The organism is Agrobacterium sp. 22-223-1 (assembly GCF_053522385.1).
In genome coordinates, this window is record NZ_JBNWCN010000003.1 from 361,831 (window position 1) to 377,946 (window position 16,116).

At 60.0% G+C, this 16,116-nt stretch carries 16 protein-coding genes; 10 read left to right on the forward strand and 6 right to left on the reverse strand.

What is annotated here, in order from left to right:
- The first annotated feature begins 193 nt into the window (after positions 1–193).
- From ACQZ60_RS17010 to ACQZ60_RS17045, 8 genes are all read left to right on the forward strand, one after another.
- Positions 194–1,171, forward strand: coding sequence for a substrate-binding domain-containing protein (locus ACQZ60_RS17010; protein ID WP_174025129.1), 978 nt, complete (start codon positions 194–196; stop codon positions 1,169–1,171).
- Between the two features lie 117 nt (positions 1,172–1,288).
- Positions 1,289–2,779 (forward strand): sugar ABC transporter ATP-binding protein, encoded by a 1,491-nt coding sequence (locus ACQZ60_RS17015; RefSeq protein ID WP_448735697.1) that lies wholly within the window; start codon positions 1,289–1,291, stop codon positions 2,777–2,779.
- Positions 2,772–3,788 (forward strand): ABC transporter permease, encoded by a 1,017-nt coding sequence (locus ACQZ60_RS17020; RefSeq protein ID WP_448735698.1) that lies wholly within the window; start codon positions 2,772–2,774, stop codon positions 3,786–3,788. The genes ACQZ60_RS17015 and ACQZ60_RS17020 overlap by 8 nt, the downstream gene beginning before the upstream one ends.
- Complete coding sequence (locus ACQZ60_RS17025; protein ID WP_338808911.1) at positions 3,785–4,780, forward strand: ABC transporter permease; 996 nt, start codon at positions 3,785–3,787, stop codon at positions 4,778–4,780. The genes ACQZ60_RS17020 and ACQZ60_RS17025 overlap by 4 nt, the downstream gene beginning before the upstream one ends.
- A gap of 1 nt (position 4,781) precedes the next feature.
- Positions 4,782–5,630 (forward strand): sugar phosphate isomerase/epimerase family protein, encoded by an 849-nt coding sequence (locus ACQZ60_RS17030; RefSeq protein WP_448735699.1) that lies wholly within the window; start codon positions 4,782–4,784, stop codon positions 5,628–5,630.
- Between the two features lie 26 nt (positions 5,631–5,656).
- On the forward strand, positions 5,657–6,322 hold the full coding sequence (locus tag ACQZ60_RS17035) for a nucleoside triphosphate hydrolase (protein WP_448735700.1): 666 nt from the start codon (positions 5,657–5,659) through the stop codon (positions 6,320–6,322).
- A 66-nt stretch (positions 6,323–6,388) separates the two neighbouring features.
- Entirely contained in the window at positions 6,389–7,258 is an 870-nt protein-coding gene (locus ACQZ60_RS17040) for a D-psicose 3-epimerase (RefSeq protein WP_448735701.1), read from the forward strand.
- A gap of 183 nt (positions 7,259–7,441) precedes the next feature.
- Positions 7,442–8,437: a hypothetical protein gene (locus ACQZ60_RS17045; protein WP_448735702.1), complete on the forward strand. Its 996-nt coding sequence runs from the start codon at positions 7,442–7,444 to the stop codon at positions 8,435–8,437.
- A gap of 48 nt (positions 8,438–8,485) precedes the next feature.
- Here ACQZ60_RS17045 and ACQZ60_RS17050 read toward each other — a convergent pair whose 3' ends face one another.
- From ACQZ60_RS17050 to ACQZ60_RS17070, 5 genes are all read right to left on the reverse strand, one after another.
- Positions 8,486–8,899 carry a curlin gene (locus tag ACQZ60_RS17050; protein WP_448735703.1) on the reverse strand — a complete coding sequence of 138 codons (414 nt, stop codon included), beginning with the start codon at positions 8,897–8,899 and terminating at the stop codon, positions 8,486–8,488.
- A gap of 167 nt (positions 8,900–9,066) precedes the next feature.
- Entirely contained in the window at positions 9,067–9,465 is a 399-nt protein-coding gene (gene csgH, locus ACQZ60_RS17055) for a curli-like amyloid fiber formation chaperone CsgH (RefSeq protein ID WP_448735704.1), read from the reverse strand.
- Between the two features lie 62 nt (positions 9,466–9,527).
- Complete coding sequence (locus ACQZ60_RS17060; RefSeq protein ID WP_080853372.1) at positions 9,528–9,965, reverse strand: curlin; 438 nt, start codon at positions 9,963–9,965, stop codon at positions 9,528–9,530.
- A 136-nt stretch (positions 9,966–10,101) separates the two neighbouring features.
- Positions 10,102–10,911 (reverse strand): cyclase family protein, encoded by an 810-nt coding sequence (locus ACQZ60_RS17065; RefSeq protein ID WP_121490309.1) that lies wholly within the window; start codon positions 10,909–10,911, stop codon positions 10,102–10,104.
- A gap of 176 nt (positions 10,912–11,087) precedes the next feature.
- Positions 11,088–12,296, reverse strand: a complete 1,209-nt coding sequence (locus ACQZ60_RS17070) for an MFS transporter (protein ID WP_448735705.1) — start codon at positions 12,294–12,296, stop codon at positions 11,088–11,090.
- Positions 12,297–12,518: 222 nt separating this feature from the next.
- Between ACQZ60_RS17070 and ACQZ60_RS17075 the strand changes: the two genes are divergently transcribed.
- Together ACQZ60_RS17075 and ACQZ60_RS17080 are read left to right on the forward strand one after the other, a co-directional pair.
- Positions 12,519–14,462: an ABC transporter ATP-binding protein/permease gene (locus tag ACQZ60_RS17075; protein WP_448735706.1), complete on the forward strand. Its 1,944-nt coding sequence runs from the start codon at positions 12,519–12,521 to the stop codon at positions 14,460–14,462.
- 195 nt (positions 14,463–14,657) lie between these two features.
- A complete protein-coding gene (locus ACQZ60_RS17080) occupies positions 14,658–15,470 on the forward strand; it encodes a nickel-binding protein (protein ID WP_448735707.1) in 813 nt (270 codons plus the stop codon).
- A gap of 34 nt (positions 15,471–15,504) precedes the next feature.
- Here the strand turns inward: ACQZ60_RS17080 and ACQZ60_RS17085 are convergent, their stop codons facing one another.
- Positions 15,505–15,993, reverse strand: a complete 489-nt coding sequence (locus ACQZ60_RS17085) for a cupin (RefSeq protein ID WP_448735708.1) — start codon at positions 15,991–15,993, stop codon at positions 15,505–15,507.
- Positions 15,994–16,116: the final 123 nt, after the last annotated feature.

Genomic DNA, 16,116 nt, shown 5'->3' on the forward strand with positions numbered 1-16,116 from the left:
TGACGGAAGGGCGCTTCATGATATGGTTATTGCACCATCGATTGTGCAACTTGGCAATATCGATTGTGCTAGATGGTTGCTGTGGGAGTGGCAAGGGAGAGTCTCGAATAAGCGAGATGAGAAATTTTGAACGCGCCAGATGAAAAATGGCTGCGGCGGGTTTCGTTTGCCTGATTTTTTGAGGAGGAACATCATGAAGAAAATTATTGCTGCAGCGGTCGGCCTGTCGCTCGCGTTGCTCTCGTCCACCGCCTTTGCCGAAGGGCCGAAGGTGGGCGTCGTCGTCAAGATCGGCGGCATTCCGTGGTTCAACGCCATGGAGGCCGGCATCAAGGAGCAGAGCAAGAAGCTCGGCGTTGACGGTTTCATGGTCGGCCCGACCAGCGCCGATCCCGCCCTGCAGGTCCGCGCCATCGAAGACCTGATCGCCCAGAAGGTCGATTTCATCGGTGTTGTGCCCAATGATGCGAAGGTGCTGGAGCCGGTGCTGAAAAAGGCTCAGGCCGCCGGTATCAAGGTCATCACCCATGAATCGCCCAAGCAGCTCGGCGCCGACTGGGATTTCGAACTGGCATCCGCCAAGGGTTTCGGCGAAGCGCATGGCAAGCTCTTGGCTGAAAAGATGGGCGGCAAGGGCTCCTATGCCGTCTTCGTCGGTTCGCTTACGGTTCCGCTCCACAATGCCTGGGCTGACGCCGCCATCGCTTATATCAAGGCCAATTATCCGGACATGAAGCTCGTCGGCGATCGCTACGGCGTGGCGGAGGACCTCGACAAGAGCCGTTCGACGGCGCTTGACCTGATGTCCGCCAATGCCGACCTGAGCGGTTTCCTCGCCTTCGGTTCGCAGGGGCCGATCGGCGCCGGGCGTGCCGTCGAAGAGCGGCGCAAGGATGGCAAGGTCTTCGTCATCGGCCCGTTCTCGCCGGGGCAGGGCGCCAAGCTCATCAAGTCGGGCGCGCTGACGGGCGGCTTCATGTGGAACCCGAAACAAGCCGGTGAAGTCTTCATCACCCTCGCGGATCGTATCGCCAAGGGCGAGACACCCAAGGCCGGCGACACTATCGAAGGTCTCGGCACCATCAATCCCGAGGGTAACACCATCGTCGTCGACCAGCTTTTGAAGATCGACAAGGAAAGCATCGACAAGCTCGTTTCCATGGGCCTCTGATCCTCCCCAAGGCCGAGGGCGTCGCGCGAGGTGTGATACTCGCGCGACGTCCCATCTGGAAAACATGCCGAGCGCCACGTCTGCAATGCTGCCGCGGCGAAGGAGATTTACGTTATCATGAGCGCAGAACCGCTCCTGGCCCTCAAAAATGTCAAAGTCACCTTCGGCGGCGTCCGCGCGCTGAAGGGTGTTTCTTTCGAGGTCAATCCGGGTGAAGTGCATTGCCTTGCCGGCGAAAACGGCTGCGGTAAAAGCACGCTGATCAAGGTCATCACAGGCGTCTATACGCCCGAAAGCGATGCCGAACTTTATTTCGACGGCAAGCAGATCACCGCGATGAACCCGACGCTTGCGCAATCGCTTGGCATCCAGGTGATCTGGCAGGATCTGGCGCTTTTCGATGAAATGACGGTGGCTGAGAATATCGGCTTCCAGTACGCGGTGAATGGAAAATACGGGCTGGTCGACAAGCGCGCCATCGAGCAGGCGGCCGAAAAGGCGCTGGCCCGGCTCGGCGTCGAGATCGATCTTGATAAGCCGCTCAAGGAACTGCCTATCGCCCAGCGTCAGATCGTGGCGATTGCCCGCGCGCTGGTCGGGGAAGCGCGGCTCGTTTTCATGGATGAACCGACCGCGTCGCTCACGCAGTCGGAAACGGATTACCTGATCGACATCGTCCGCAACCTGTCGGCCTCCGGCGTCGCGGTCGTCTTCGTCTCGCACCGCCTTGCGGAAGTGCTTGAGATTTCAGACCGCATAACCGTTTTGCGGGACGGGTCGCTTGTCGGTGTCTTTCCCGTCGAAGGCATGACCCAGTCACGGGTGACCGAACTGATGACCGGCCGCAATTTCGATAGCGCCGTCATTGCAGCCGATCACGATGACAAACCCACCGTTCTCTCGGTGCGCGGGCTGAGCCGGGCCGGCGAGTTCGAGGATGTTTCGTTCGATCTGCGGCGGGGCGAAACGCTTGGCATAACCGGCCTCTTGGGAGCCGGCCGCACGGAACTGGCTTTGACGCTGTTCGGCATGCATCGGCCGCAATCGGGTGAAATCCTGATTGACGGCAAGAAGGTGGATTTTCATTCCAACCGAGATGCGATCCGGGCGGGCGTCGCCTATCTTTCCGAAGACCGGCTGTCGCTTGGCCTCAACCAGCCGCAGTCCATTGCCGACAATCTGGTTATGGCTTCGCTCGACCGGCTGCTGAGCGGCGGCCTCATCTCACCCTCTAAAAAGGCCGATGTCGTTTCCCGCTGGATTTCGGCGCTCGGGGTGAAGATCGGCCTGCCGGAAGATCCGATCCGCACGCTCTCGGGTGGCAACCAGCAGCGCGTGGCGATTGCCAAGTGGCTGGCCATCGGGCCGAAAATCCTCATCCTCGATGCGCCGACCGTGGGGGTCGATGTCGGCGCCCGCGCCGGCATCTTCGAAATCGTCCGCAAGCTCGCCGCAGAAGGTCTTTCGATCATCGTGATCTCCGACGAGCCGCCGGAAGTTTATTTCAATACAGACAGGGTCATCCATATGGTCGAAGGCCGGTTCCACGCCACCTATGATCCGCGACACCTGTCGCTGACCGAACTGGAGTCCGCCATCTATGCGTAGGCTCATCCTTGGACATACAACCGAATTCACGCTGCTTATGGTCATGGTGCTGCTCTGCACGGGACTGTCCTTCGCCACCGACCGGTTCCTCACCATTTCCAACGCCTTCGATGTGCTGAATGTCTCGGCGGTCAACATCATCTTCGCGGTCGGCCTGCTCGTGGTGCTGATCTCGGGCGGTATCGACATCTCCTTCGCGGTCGCCGCCTCCGTCGTTCAATATGTCACGGTGCTGGCGCTCAATGCGCTGGGTGGCGGCAACTGGGCGGAAGGTTTCATCATTGCCGGCGCGGTTGGCCTTGGTCTCGGTTTCGTCAACGCCTTCCTCGTCTGGCGGCTCAACATCATTTCCATCGTCGCGACCATCTCCACCTTCAACATCTTCTTCGGGCTGTTGATGTTCTTCACCAAGGGCGTGTCGATCTACGACCTGCCCGAATGGCTGTCGACGCGCGTGGTGTTTTACGAGCGCGAGATGTCCGATGGTTCCTGGGTAGAGCTGACACTGCCCGTCGTGGTCATGATCCTCTGCTGCTTTGCCACCTGGTTCATGATTTCCCGCACCACCGTCGGCCGCAAACTTTATGCATTCGGTGACAATCCGGAAGGCGCACGCCGCTTCGGCATCAACATCGGCGCCATGCACTATATTTCCTTCGGCTGGCTCGGTCTGATGGCGGGCATTGCCGGGCTCATGCAGGCGCACTATGCGCAGGAGGTGGTGCCGAACGCGCTTTATGGCCGCGAGCTGGATGTTCTTGCCGCAACCGTGCTTGGCGGTGCGCGGCTTGGCGGCGGCAAGGGCTCCGTCATCGGCTGCGTGCTCGGGGTGCTGATGGTGTCGATCACCCAGAACGGCCTCAACCTGATGGGCGTTTCTCCCTTTGCCTTCAAGATGATCGTCGGTGCCATCATCCTCATCGCCATCACGCTCTCTTCCACCCGCTTCGACAAGCTTTTGCCGAGTGCCTTACGGACATCCGCAAAGAAGGGGAGCGCACAGCGATGAACAATCTCGTTCGGAAATTCAACGCGATTTTCGGTGCCGACATGGCTGGGCCGGTGATTGCTTTCGTCGCGGTCATGCTCATTTTCGGAACCTTTGCCGATAACTTTCTCTCGCTCGCGACATTCGGTTCGGTCGCCTTCCAGCTGCCGGAACTTGGCCTGCTGACACTGGCGATGCTGCTGCCGCTGCTGACGGGCGGCATCAATCTGTCCGTCACCTTCGCCGCCAATCTGTCGGGTCTCGCCGCGGCCTGGGTGCTGCAGGCCCATGGCGGGGTGGATGCGCCGCCGAGCGCATTCCTGTTCGCCTGCCTTGCCGCACTTGTCACCGGCGGCGCTGCCGGCGCGATGACGGGGGCGGCGATTGCCTACACCCGTGCGCACCCCATTCTGGTGACGCTGTCGATGATGATTTTCCTGCGCGGCCTTGGCGAGTTTCTCACCCGTGGCGGAGACGTTTCCGGTTTCCCCACCTATATGGCGCCGCTCGGTCACGGCACACTTCTCGGTCTGCCGATCCCGCTTCTGATTTTCACCGTCTGCGTCGGCCTCTGGCATGTGCTGCTGACGCGAACCAAGCTCGGCTTCGGCCTGTTGATGATCGGCTCGAACATCGAAGCCGCGCGTTATTCCGGCCTCAATACGCGCAAGATTCAGGTTCTCGTCTACACGCTCTCGGGCCTGATGTGTGCGGTTGCCGGCATCATCATGCTTGCCCGTTTCAACTCCGTCCGTGTCGGCCACGGGGAATCCTACCTGCTGATCACGGTGCTGGCGGCCTTTCTCGGCGGCATCAATCCGTTCGGCGGTTTCGGTCGGGTGCTGCCGGTCTTCGTCGCGCTCATCGTTCTGCAACTGCTGTCGTCCGGCCTCAATCTTCTCGGGGCCAACCAGCATCTGGCAACGGCGCTCTGGGGCGTGCTGATGATTGTCGTCATGGCGGCGCGCGGCCTGTTTTCGAGCTACTTCGCATCTCTCAGAAAGAAGGTATGACGTGAAAGGCTTCGGTGTTCACGCAATGATGTGGTCCCTGAACTGGGACCACGAAAATGCCAGACGGTCCATCGCCGCTGCCGCGGATTACGGTCAGGATTTCATCGAGATTCCGCTTACCGATATCCCCTCCGTCGATGCACAACACACGCGCGCCCTGCTGGAGAAATACGGTTTGCGCGCCGTCTGCTCGCTGGTGCTGCCGGAGCCGGCCTGGGCGTCCGCGCGTCCCGATGCGGCAATCGACCATCTGAATGCCGCGCTCGACAAGGCCGCCGATATGGGCGCGGAAGCGCTGACGGGTGTTACCTATGGCGGCACCAATGAGCGAACCGGATTTCCGCCGACACAGGGCGAATATGACAATCTGACAAGGGCGCTCTCCAGCGCTGCCGACCACGCAAAAACACTCGGCCTGCAATTCGGTATCGAAACCGTCAACCGCTACGAAAACCATCTGCTCAATTCCGCCGAACAGGCGGTGGCGCTGGTGGAGCGCATCGGTGCCGACAACGTCTTTATCCATCTCGATACTTTCCACATGAATATGGAGGAAAAGGGCATCGCCAATGGCATCATCGCCGCCCGCAACCATCTGAAATACATGCATATGTCGGAAAGCGACCGCGGCACACCGGGTTGCGGCAATGTTGCCTGGGACGAGGTGTTTTCGGCGCTCGCAGCCATCGGCTTCAAGGGTGTGCTGACGCTCGAAAGCTTCGCCGCGATGCCCAAGGAAATGGCGGGCGCGATTTCGACCTGGCGGCCGGTTGCGCCGAGCGCCGATGAGGTTCTCGACAGGGGACTGTCATTCCTGCGCGACAAGGCAAACCAGTACCGCATTTTCTAAAAGCACTCATTATCGGGGCAAGCACCTTGAGTAAAATTGACGATAATGCCCGCGAGATTGCGGGCCTTGCCCTCCAGCGACTGGAAGGGTCGAAGGGCCGGCGTGTGATGATTGCGATTGCCGGTGCCCCCGGATCGGGAAAATCAACCATCGCCGAATGCGTGGTCGATGCGTTGAACGCAGGCGAAGGCGTGTTCGCCGCGCTGTTCCCGATGGATGGCTTTCATTATGACGATGCCGTTCTGGAAGAGATGAAACGCCGTCCCTTCAAGGGTGCCATCGATACCTTCGATGCTCACGGCCTGCGCCACATGCTTGAGCGCCTGAAGGCCAATGAAGACGATGTCGTTGCCGTCCCCGTCTTTGACCGCGCCATCGAAATCGCCCGCGCCGGCGGCCGCCTGATCCCGCAATCCGTCGATATCATCGTCTGCGAGGGCAATTATCTCCTCGCCGGCCAGTCGCCATGGGATCGCCTCAAGCCGATCTTCGATCTCACGATTTTCGTTGATGTCGACGAGGAGGATCTGCGTGCGCGGCTGCGGGACCGCTGGCGGAGCTTCGGTCTCGGCGAGGACGAGATCAACCGGAAGGTGGAGGAAAACGATCTCCCCAACGGCCGCTTCATTACATCGACAAGCACGGAGCCGGATCTTCGCATCGGAAATCCGGGAAGCAGTTCCGCGTCCTGAACCTGCCTGAAGGGCTGCTCCTCCCTATCCAAAGTCAAGCGAAACAGAAAAGCGAAAGAGACACCCATGAAACACGGCATCTATTACTCCTACTGGGAACATGAGTGGAGCGCCAAGTTCGGCCCCTATATCGAGAAGGTCGCCAAGCTCGGGTTCGATATCATCGAAGTCGCCGCCCACCACATCAATGAATACAGCGACGCCGAACTCGCCGTCATCAGGCAGAGCGCGAAGGATAACGGCATCATCCTCACCGCCGGCATCGGCCCTTCGAAAACCAGGAACCTGTCGTCGGAGGATGCTGCGGTTCGCGCAGCCGGCAAGGCGTTCTTTGAACGTACCCTGTCCAATGTCGCCAAGCTCGATATCCACATCATCGGCGGGGCATTGCATTCCTATTGGCCGATCGACTATTCGCAGCCGGTCGACAAGGCGGGCGATTATGCGCGCGGTGTCGAAGGCATTCACGGCATTGCCGATTTCGCCAATGATCTCGGCATCAACCTGTGCATCGAAGTCCTCAACCGCTTCGAAAACCACGTGCTCAACACGGCGGCCGAAGGCGTCGCTTTCGTTAAGGATGTCGGCAAGAACAACGTGAAAGTCATGCTGGATACCTTCCACATGAATATCGAGGAAGACAGCTTTGGCGAGGCCATACGCACGGCTGGCCCGTTGCTGGGGCATTTCCATACCGGCGAGAGCAATCGCCGCGTACCGGGCAAGGGCAGAATGCCCTGGCACGAAATCGGCCTCGCCCTTCGCGATATCAATTACACCGGCGCGGTCGTCATGGAGCCGTTCGTCAAGACCGGCGGCACGATCGGCTCCGACATCAAGGTGTGGCGCGATCTCAGCGGCGGCGCCGATCTCGCGAAAATGGATGAGGATGCCCGCAATGCCCTGGCATTCTCCCGTTTCGTGCTTGGCGGCTGACGCCCCATAAGTCCGTTGATCGGGCGGCGGCTATCTGTCGCCCGGTTAACACCGCAAAATGTCACAGCAGATCGGTGGCTTGTTCCGCCCGCCATCCCCAGAGTTGAAAAGACAACCGCTTGTGGGCTAAAGCTCTGATGTCTCTTCAGGATCAAAACGATCCGCCCAGGACCATTGGTTTGCATGATCCCTGTCGCACTCCCCTCCGTCGAAGCGCTGCTTCTTCTTGCCTTCTTGCTCATCACGACCCTCATATGGATCGTCTGGACGCTCTCGCTGTTCGTACGATATGTGGCAGGCCGCTGGAAGCGCCCGATGATCCTGCCCTATGGGCTGGTAACCGCCGTCGCGCTTTTCACCCTCTGTCGGTTCGGTGATTTTTATCTGCAGATGCGAGCCTATGACAAAGAGAGGGCGGCAAGCCATCGGCCGGAACTGCTCGAGCCGGCGCGCCTTGGCCAGATCGATATGCCCAAGGGCACGAAACTCGAACTGGCCATTGCCAATAACAGGGAAGCCTTCGAACGGGCCGTGTTTCCGCATCCCTTGCCGGTGGCGGATATCGATGCTGTCGAGATCGCCCGTTATATCGCGATAAAAACCAACGAGAATTACGAAACGGTGGGCTTTACCCCGCAGACCATGCGGATCACCGGCAACGGCGTAACCACCCAGAGCGGCTGGCGCTGCGACGCGACGCAACCGGTGGAGTTCGATCTCTCGCCCGATGGCGGCATCTCCGCTTTCAGCAACTGCACTCTTTCCGACGGCAATGTTGTCGACGGCATCAGCCTGCCGAAAGGCACGTCCCTGCGTGCCTCCACGGGAAATGTCTATATCGATGGTTTCGTCGATTCCGATCGATGGGTTCTCGACACGGCTAAGGACCAGACCGTTCACATCGACAGTTTCGATCTTTCCGAGGCAACGCTTGCCCTTGATGGCGAGCGAAAACTCCACGAGATCAAAAGAGGTGTCCTGTCGAAAGACGCAACGCTCGGGACGCTTCACCATGCCGCCGGAACCAATATTCGCTACAATCCCCGGCATCTTCGCAAGGAATATCCCGGCGCGTGGTTGATAATTCCGCCTCTGCCCGCTGCCGATACTCCACCGGTGCCGTCGCACGATATCGTGCAGGGCAGGGACGGAAAGGTTCTGTCCGCTCTCCAGAATTGATCCCGCGCGGCGGCGAGGTGCCGTGGGCATGGCAGTTCGGTTATTGCCTCACCAGCCATAGCTGAATGTCAGGCCGCTGCCATTGTCGCCATCCTGCACCACATTGGTTTGCGTGTTGCGGCCATACTGGAAAATGCCATAGGCATTGTTGTTGCCATTCTGCTCCAATGTTGCGGCATGGCCGTTGCCCCGTTGCCGGATGAAGCCGAGATTGCCGCCGCCGTTCTGGGCGATACCGGCGGCGTTGCCACGGCCGAGCTGCCGGATATCGGCATCCTTCAGGCCACGGTACAGCGAATAGGCGCGAAGCCCGGTGGAAAGAAGATCTCCATCCGCTGTATCGCCCGGTGCGAGGTCGAATGAAATCCGGCCGCCGGCCTGAGCGGGTGCGGAAAACCCGATTGGCGCGAGGCTGCCGACAAGCGCAGTAATGGTAAGAAGTTTCAATAGGTTGTTGGTCATTCTTATCTCCATCTGTCAGCCTCTTGCCGATGATCCACTCTCGCATTTCGCAACTGAACCAGACCGGAATTGCCCATTCACATGTCGTTCAGCGGCTCGGCACGATCAAAAGAAAAGGGCGCCGAAACCGCCGCCCTTTCTGCCGAAATATACGACACGACGGCAGCCTAATCGCCGCCAATCTGCTTCGTACAACTGAAGCTCCTGCCATCGATCACGAGATCGAGCACCGCCTTGTAGCGGGCTCCCTTCGCATCGAGCGTCACAGAACTCAGCAGTTGCGAACGTCCGGCAGCCGCGTCGAAGTCGCCGCCCTGATTGATGACGGAACTCCCGCCGCCGCCGGATTTTTCGACGTGAAAGGAGTAAGTCCCGCGGCCACCGGCGTCACCCTTCGTGACGGCCTCCAGCCTTACCGTGCCGGCCTGCGGTGTTGCCCCGATCTCGCAGCGCTGCCCTTCGGCCGGTTCCTTTGCAGTCGATATGGCTGCAACGGCGCCGAAAGAAAGCAGGGCCGTTGCAAGGATCGCCGCCAGACGGCGCGGATGTCTGAGGGTATGGGGCATGGCTCGTCTCCCTGATGATCTGATATTTCGATCTCGACCCGTTTCACCTCATCGCCGACTGCTTAAGGGCAGGCTTGCACGAAGGCCGCGACATTGTCGTTGCCGCCCTGGCTCACATTGGCGCTGCAGCCACGGCCTACCTGAACACCGGCCGCGATGTTGCCGTTGCCGTCCTGGGTGAGGATGGTGGTGTGGTTGGAGCCGAATTGCCCGATACCGGCCACGTTGCGGCTGCCGTTCTGATAGGTGGAGCCGTAATTGTCATGCCCCTCCTGACCGACGGCCGAAAGGTTTTGCCGACCGTACTGATGGCCGACAATCCGGTTGTAACCGCCGTTCTGGTAGGTGCGGATCCGGTTGCCATAACCTTCCTGCGCGCCACCGGCAGAGTTGGACCAGCCATATTGTTCGATGCGCACATCATTGGCCATGGCGGGTGCCGTGGCGGCGATGCCAACGAGAGCAACGAGTGCACTAGCAATAAAAGACTTCCGGATCATGACTGTGTCTCCTCAGGCGGATAGGACCGCGGTTGAACGTCTTTGTTTTAGACGGTCCCGTTGGAACGGAAGCTGAAGAGATTATTCAGTCGTAGTTCATTCGACGGCCTTGTCGTTTCGGCGCTGTGCGCCGGTATCAGACCAGGGCCAGAATCCGGGCCGGGCCACCCGTTCCGCCGCGGTGTGCCGGCGCGCCGACGATTATGGTCGCTCCCTTGACCGGCAGAGCCTCGAGGTTGTTCAGCCCTTCGATGCCGTAGCGCCCTGCCGGCAGCCAGGAATTGTGAACCGCGAAATCTGCGGAGTTACCCGGATCCAGCGAAAGCGTGTCGACGCCAATCGCGACGGTGTCGAGCTTGAGCAGAAGGTCGGTCGCCGATTTGCCGAAACCGGGGAAGGCGAATTTTCCGGCGTCGTCATTGCGGAATGAGGGGCTCTTCACTTTGGTTGCCCAGCCGGAGCGCAGAGCCACGATTGCACCTGCCGGGATGTCGCCATTCGCAGATATCCAGCGTTCGATGTCCTCGGCTTCAATGGTGGAATTGGCATCGTCTTTGGCGCGGTCGGTGATGTCGACGATGACAAGCGGCGCGACAAGTTTCTGCGGCTCCAGTTGGTCGACGCTCGCGCCATCCGCGCTGAAGTGGAAAGGCGCATCGATATGGGTGCCGGTATGTTCGTAGATGGTGAGCTTGTGGAGCTGATAGCCGTCCTTGGCGATCTCCGCTGCCCACTCATATTCTATGCCCGGTTTGCCATCGAATGTGGGAAATGTGGAATCATAGGTATGGGTGAGATCAACGACCTGCCGGGGTGACTGCGCCAGCACCGGGGCCGCCAAGCTACCAGCCGTCATGGCCGTTAAACCGGCCACGGCGCCCTTGAACAGCAGGCGTCGTGACAGCATGTTCCGTTTTACGTTCTCGATCACACAGTTGTTGCACATGCCTCAGTCCCTCCATTGAGAAATCCCTGTTCCCAAGCGTAGCGCAAAGGTGGAGTGACGCAAGGCAGGACAATCCCTGATTTTTGACCCGTGTTCGGATGGCGGTTTCGGCTAGTCGCCGCGCATCCGAGTGCCGCAGGGAGTTGCCTCGCCTGCGGCCCCGGAAAAGGCAGGGATCAATCAGGACGCTGCAGCAGGGCGAGAGCGACCGTGGATGCAGCCAGGATTGCGGTCAGGGCCAAGGGAGCGGTCGCACCGTAGGAGTCGACGATGTAGCCGCCGAAAACCGCACCGATGCTGATAGCCACCTGAAAGGAAACGACCATCAGGCTGCCTGCCGCCTCAAGAGCATCGGGTGCGCCGCGCGAAAGATTGGTCGGCAGCACCACGGGCGCCATGCCGAAGGCAAGGCCCCAAAGGGCGACGAGAGCAAATGCGGCGCCGGTATGAACACCCCAGACAACGAGGGCGATTGTCGCAAATGCCATCAGCGCGGCGGTGACGACGAGTGCGAGGCGGATACTGGTGTCGGCCATTCGGCCGCCCGCGACATTGCCGATCACGGAGGCGACGCCAAACCCGAGCAGGGCGAGTGCAATCGGCTTGGTGCCAAGCTGCGTTACCTGTTCGAGGAACGGCCGGACATAGACCGAGCCGGCGAAATGGCCCGTCATGAGCAGCAGGATTGCAAGCATTCCCAGTTGAATGCTACGCCGCCGCGTCAGCCGCAGAACGTCGGAAAGACTGTTGCTTGTATTTGCCGGCAGCGACGGCAGGCTGAGTACCTGCAACAGCATGGCAATGACGGCAAGTCCCGCCGTCATCGACATGGCGATGCGCCATCCCAGCCAGTCGCTGATCAGGGCGCCCATCGAAGGAGCCGCGATGGTGGCAAGCGAAACGCCGAGGGTGACGATAGCCATGCCGCGCCCGGTCGAGTTTGCGCCGACAAGCCGCGCCACAACGGCAACCGACAGCGCCCAGAAACCGCTGAGCGCAATACCCAGCCCGGCCCGGCCCAACAGCAATAGCCAGAAATCGGCGGCAACCGATGCCAGAACGTTGGAGGCGATAGCCAGCGCGCTAAGACCGACAAGCACGGTCTTGCGGTTCAGTCTGCCGATCAGAACATTGCTCAACAGGGCCGTCACCGCGCCTACGGAGGCGGTGGCGGTGACGACCTGCCCGGCTGTCCCTTCGGTGATGCCAAGATCGCGCGCCATGGGCGTCAACAGGCCCGCCGGCAGGAATTCGGCCGATACCAGCGCAAAGCTGGTGGCCGCCATGGAAAGAACAGCGAACCAGGTCGCGGCCGTCCATGCGGGTTCTTCTGTGGTCTCCAGGGGAATCGCTACCCCATCAAACTGTGATGTCGTGTCCGTCATGACGTCTCTCCTTGAGTTGAGAGAGTTTTAGACGGTTTTTCCCGGATGATATGTATCTAGAAATCCGAATTTCATGCCTATTCCTCCAAAATTTGTGCATCGCACAACGTTCGTCGCGCCATTCGCGTGACGAGGATGCCTTTGCATCGACCGGGCCGGTTCCGCCAACCGGAAACTGTTTCGGGCCGGCAACTTTTCAAACCGTCATCCGTTTATGCATCCATGACCGATGCTGACGCAAAACCGAACCCGATCGATGGCACCGGCCAAAAGGGTGCAGAGAATGTTCATGCCAACGACGCACCCGATGATCCCCTTCCGCCGGAGGAGTTAGAGCCCGCTTCGGGTTTGACGCCGCAGCAGGCCGAAGAGGCTCGCAAGCGATATCTTCTGAAGCGCTTCCTGATCAGTGCGCGGGGTTTCTGGAGCCGCCGTGGGGATGGGCTTGCCTGGCCGTTCTCCATCGGGCTTCTCGTTATGATCGGCGTCAATGTCGGTTTCCAATATGGCATCAACGTCTGGAATCGCGGGATTTTCGATGCGATTGAAAAACGGGATGCGTCGACGGTCTACTTTCTCGCCTCAATATTCCCGCCGCTGGTTCTCGGAAGCGTTTTTATTGTGACCTCGCAGGTTTACGTCAGAATGCGCATTCAGCGGCGCTGGCGGTCGTGGCTGACCAAGGTGCTGGTCTCACGATGGATCGCAAATGGCCGCTACTATCAGCTCAACCTGATCGACGGCGACCATCAGAATCCGGAGGCGAGGCTGTCGGAAGATATGCGGATCGCCACCGAAGCGCCCGTGGATTTCGTGGCGGGCGTCATTGCCGCCTTCGTATCGGCGTCCACCTTTATCGTCGTTCTGTGGACGATTGGCGGCGCGCTGACGCTGCCGATCGGTGGGGTATCGGTCACGATACCCGGCTTTCTCGTGATTGCGGCGGTGATCTATGCGCTCATCACATCGAGTTCCATCGCGTTGATCGGCCGGAACTTCGTCCGGGTCTCCGAGGTCAAGAACCAGCTCGAGGCGGAATTCCGTTACACGCTCACCCGTGTTCGGGAAAACGGGGAGAGCATCGCCCTGCTTGGCGGCGAAGAGGAGGAACGGAGCGACCTCGACAGGAGGTTCCGCAATGTCCGGCAGCAGTGGAAGCAGATGGCGCAGCAATATATGCGCACAACCGTCGTGTCGCATGGATCGATGTTGATTGCGCCCGTTGTTCCGCTTCTTCTCTGCGCGCCCAAATTTCTCGATGGAAGCATGTCTCTCGGCCAGGTCATGCAGGCGGCATCCGCTTTCACCATCGTCCAATCCGCCTTCGGCTGGCTGGTCGACAATTATCCTCGGCTGGCGGACTGGAATGCCTGCGCACGCCGCGTTGCCTCCCTGATGATGTCGCTTGACGGGCTCGAGCGAGCCGAACAGAGCGACAAGCTAGGCCGGATCGTGCGCGGTGAAACGGAAGGCGAGACGATGCTCAGCCTCAAGGATGTTTCGGTGTCGCTCGGCGACGGCACGGCGGTCGTCAAGGAGACCGATGTGGAAATCGGGCGGGGAGAAAGGGTGCTCGTCGCAGGCGAATCCGGATCCGGCAAAAGCACGCTCGTTCGGGCAATCGCGGGCCTTTGGCCATGGGGCGGGGGCAGCGTCAGTTTTCGCGGCGGCAGCCGGCTTTTCATGTTGCCGCAGCGGCCATATGTTCCCTCCGGCACCCTTCGCCGGGCGGTCTGCTATCCGCAGGCGGCCGAGAGCTGGACTTTCGAAGAGATAGGGGAGGCCCTCGACAAGGTTGGTCTCGGCCATCTCAAAGACAAGGTGGAGGAGGAGGCGCCGTGGGACCAGACGCTGTCGGGCGGTGAAAAACAGCGGCTGACCTTTGCCCGCCTGCTGCTGAACGACCCGGATATCATCGTCATGGACGAGGCGACTGCGGCTCTCGACGAAAGAAGCCAGGACATGATGATGCAGACGGTGATCGATGAATTGCCCGACGCCACCATCATCAGCGTGGCACATCGTGCCGAGCTGGAGGCCTTCCATAGCCGAAAGATCACCTTGGAACGCCGGGAAGGCGGTGCAAAGCTGGTCAGCGATATCCACCTTATTCCCCGTAAGACCCGACCCGGCTTCCTGCTACGGCGCATGGTCAAACGCAGGTGAAAGGCCGTCAATCACTCCAGCCGTCGTGATTGCTCGCAGGTCCACACAGCCCCGAAATTCTAACGCGAACGAATATCGCCCTTTCCGGTGTTTGGGTCTTGTCCGGCGTCACCCGTAAGAACGATGGACGACAATTCGGTGAAGTCATAAAATGGGGGGCAGAGGGGGCAACGATATACTCTTGGGGAGGAAACAATGCCTATCTTCATGGACCGGCACGAGCTTGCCGGCGTTTCAGCGGCGGATATCGCCGCGGCACATCTTAAAGATCTCAACATTCAGGATCGGTACGGCGTCAGGTTTTTGACCTACTGGTTCGATGAAAGGCGCGGCACGGCGTTTTGCCTTATGGATGCCCCGGACGCGGAAACCGCGCAGTGCGTGCATCGCGAAGCGCACGGCTTCGTCGCCAGCGAAGTGGTGGAAGTCGCCCTGTCGGCGGTGGAAGCGTTTCTCGGGCGAATACAGGATCCGGTGGCGCCTGTGGCGGCCTCGAAAAAGATGGACGCCGGCCACCGTGCGATCCTTTTCACGGACATTGTCGGTTCAACCGAAATGACGGCCCGCCTCGGCGATCGCATGGCGGCGGAACTCATCCGGGCACACGATGCCCTCGTGCGCGGTTGTCTGGGGCGGCACTCGGGACGGGAGGTCAAGCATACCGGCGATGGTATAATGGCCGTGTTCTCCTCCACGCCGTTTGCGGTGGATTGCGCCATCGATATCCAGCGCGAGTTCCATCGTTACAACAGCGACAGGGGCGAGCCCATCCACATCCGTATCGGCCTGGATTGCGGGGAGCCTATCGAAGACAGCAATGATTTCTTCGGCACGACCGTGCAATTGGCGGCAAGGCTTTGTGCAGCCGCCGGGAGCGACCAGATCCTGATTTCGGACAAGACCTTCCAGGAATATGGCGGCGCCGATGTCCTCGTGCATGGCGATCGTTATAGGCTGAAAGGCTTTGCCGAACCGGTCCTCGCTTACAGTTGCGAGTGGCTGCATTAGCTACGGCCTGTGTCGCGACCGAATGGATCGCCCCTTAGCGCCATATCTCGGTCAGGCCGCCGAAGGCTCCGTGCACAGGGTCTGTCGCAGGTTTTGGCAGGGATCTAATCCGCTCGAGCATTTCATCGCTGGGCGCGGAAGTCTGAATATCGGCCTTTTGCCCCGGCGGATAAGCACCCACCACTTGAAAATCCGCAGAAGCACTCAGCTTCATATGGCCGGTTCCGGCGGGCAGGATCAGGCAATCACCCTGTGTGACCTCCAGAATTTGCCCCTCGGGCCCGCCGATCTGCAACGTCGCCTCGCCACGCCCCACGCCCAGAACCTCATGCGCGCCGCTGTGGTAATGATGGTAGTCGAACACGCCATTGCGCCAGATGCCGCTCCATTTGTTGCGGGAAAACATAGCCTCGAAATCCGGGGAGTCCGAGTCCGGGCCAACGTTTCGATAAATAATGACGGCAAAGGTCTGATTGTTGGGAACCTGCCCGCCGGGGCCGAAAGTGAGTTGCTCGGTTTTCATGTTGATGCTCCTCATGTTCTGCCCGCAGGAGAGGCGGACGTCTCGGACATTCAGGTCATAATCTCATGAGAATACCAGTTCCGGCGGTCTCAAGCTCGAAAAACCGGGCTTGAGACCTCTGCC

Excerpts from the sequence above, each read along its gene's own strand:
- ACQZ60_RS17070 (WP_448735705.1), bottom strand. The coding sequence starts at position 12,296 with ATGACGGACACGACATCACAGTTTGATGGGGTAGCGATTCCCCTGGAG.
- ACQZ60_RS17010 (WP_174025129.1), top strand. The coding sequence starts at position 194 with ATGAAGAAAATTATTGCTGCAGCGGTCGGCCTGTCGCTCGCGTTGCTC.
- ACQZ60_RS17080 (WP_448735707.1), top strand. The coding sequence starts at position 14,658 with ATGCCTATCTTCATGGACCGGCACGAGCTTGCCGGCGTTTCAGCGGCG.
- ACQZ60_RS17075 (WP_448735706.1), top strand. The coding sequence starts at position 12,519 with ATGACCGATGCTGACGCAAAACCGAACCCGATCGATGGCACCGGCCAA.
- ACQZ60_RS17015 (WP_448735697.1), top strand. The coding sequence starts at position 1,289 with ATGAGCGCAGAACCGCTCCTGGCCCTCAAAAATGTCAAAGTCACCTTC.
- ACQZ60_RS17040 (WP_448735701.1), top strand. The coding sequence starts at position 6,389 with ATGAAACACGGCATCTATTACTCCTACTGGGAACATGAGTGGAGCGCC.
- ACQZ60_RS17065 (WP_121490309.1), bottom strand. The coding sequence starts at position 10,911 with ATGTGCAACAACTGTGTGATCGAGAACGTAAAACGGAACATGCTGTCA.
- ACQZ60_RS17045 (WP_448735702.1), top strand. The coding sequence starts at position 7,442 with ATGATCCCTGTCGCACTCCCCTCCGTCGAAGCGCTGCTTCTTCTTGCC.
- ACQZ60_RS17060 (WP_080853372.1), bottom strand. The coding sequence starts at position 9,965 with ATGATCCGGAAGTCTTTTATTGCTAGTGCACTCGTTGCTCTCGTTGGC.
- ACQZ60_RS17020 (WP_448735698.1), top strand. The coding sequence starts at position 2,772 with ATGCGTAGGCTCATCCTTGGACATACAACCGAATTCACGCTGCTTATG.
- ACQZ60_RS17085 (WP_448735708.1), bottom strand. The coding sequence starts at position 15,993 with ATGAAAACCGAGCAACTCACTTTCGGCCCCGGCGGGCAGGTTCCCAAC.
- csgH (WP_448735704.1), bottom strand. The coding sequence starts at position 9,465 with ATGCCCCATACCCTCAGACATCCGCGCCGTCTGGCGGCGATCCTTGCA.
- ACQZ60_RS17050 (WP_448735703.1), bottom strand. The coding sequence starts at position 8,899 with ATGACCAACAACCTATTGAAACTTCTTACCATTACTGCGCTTGTCGGC.
- ACQZ60_RS17025 (WP_338808911.1), top strand. The coding sequence starts at position 3,785 with ATGAACAATCTCGTTCGGAAATTCAACGCGATTTTCGGTGCCGACATG.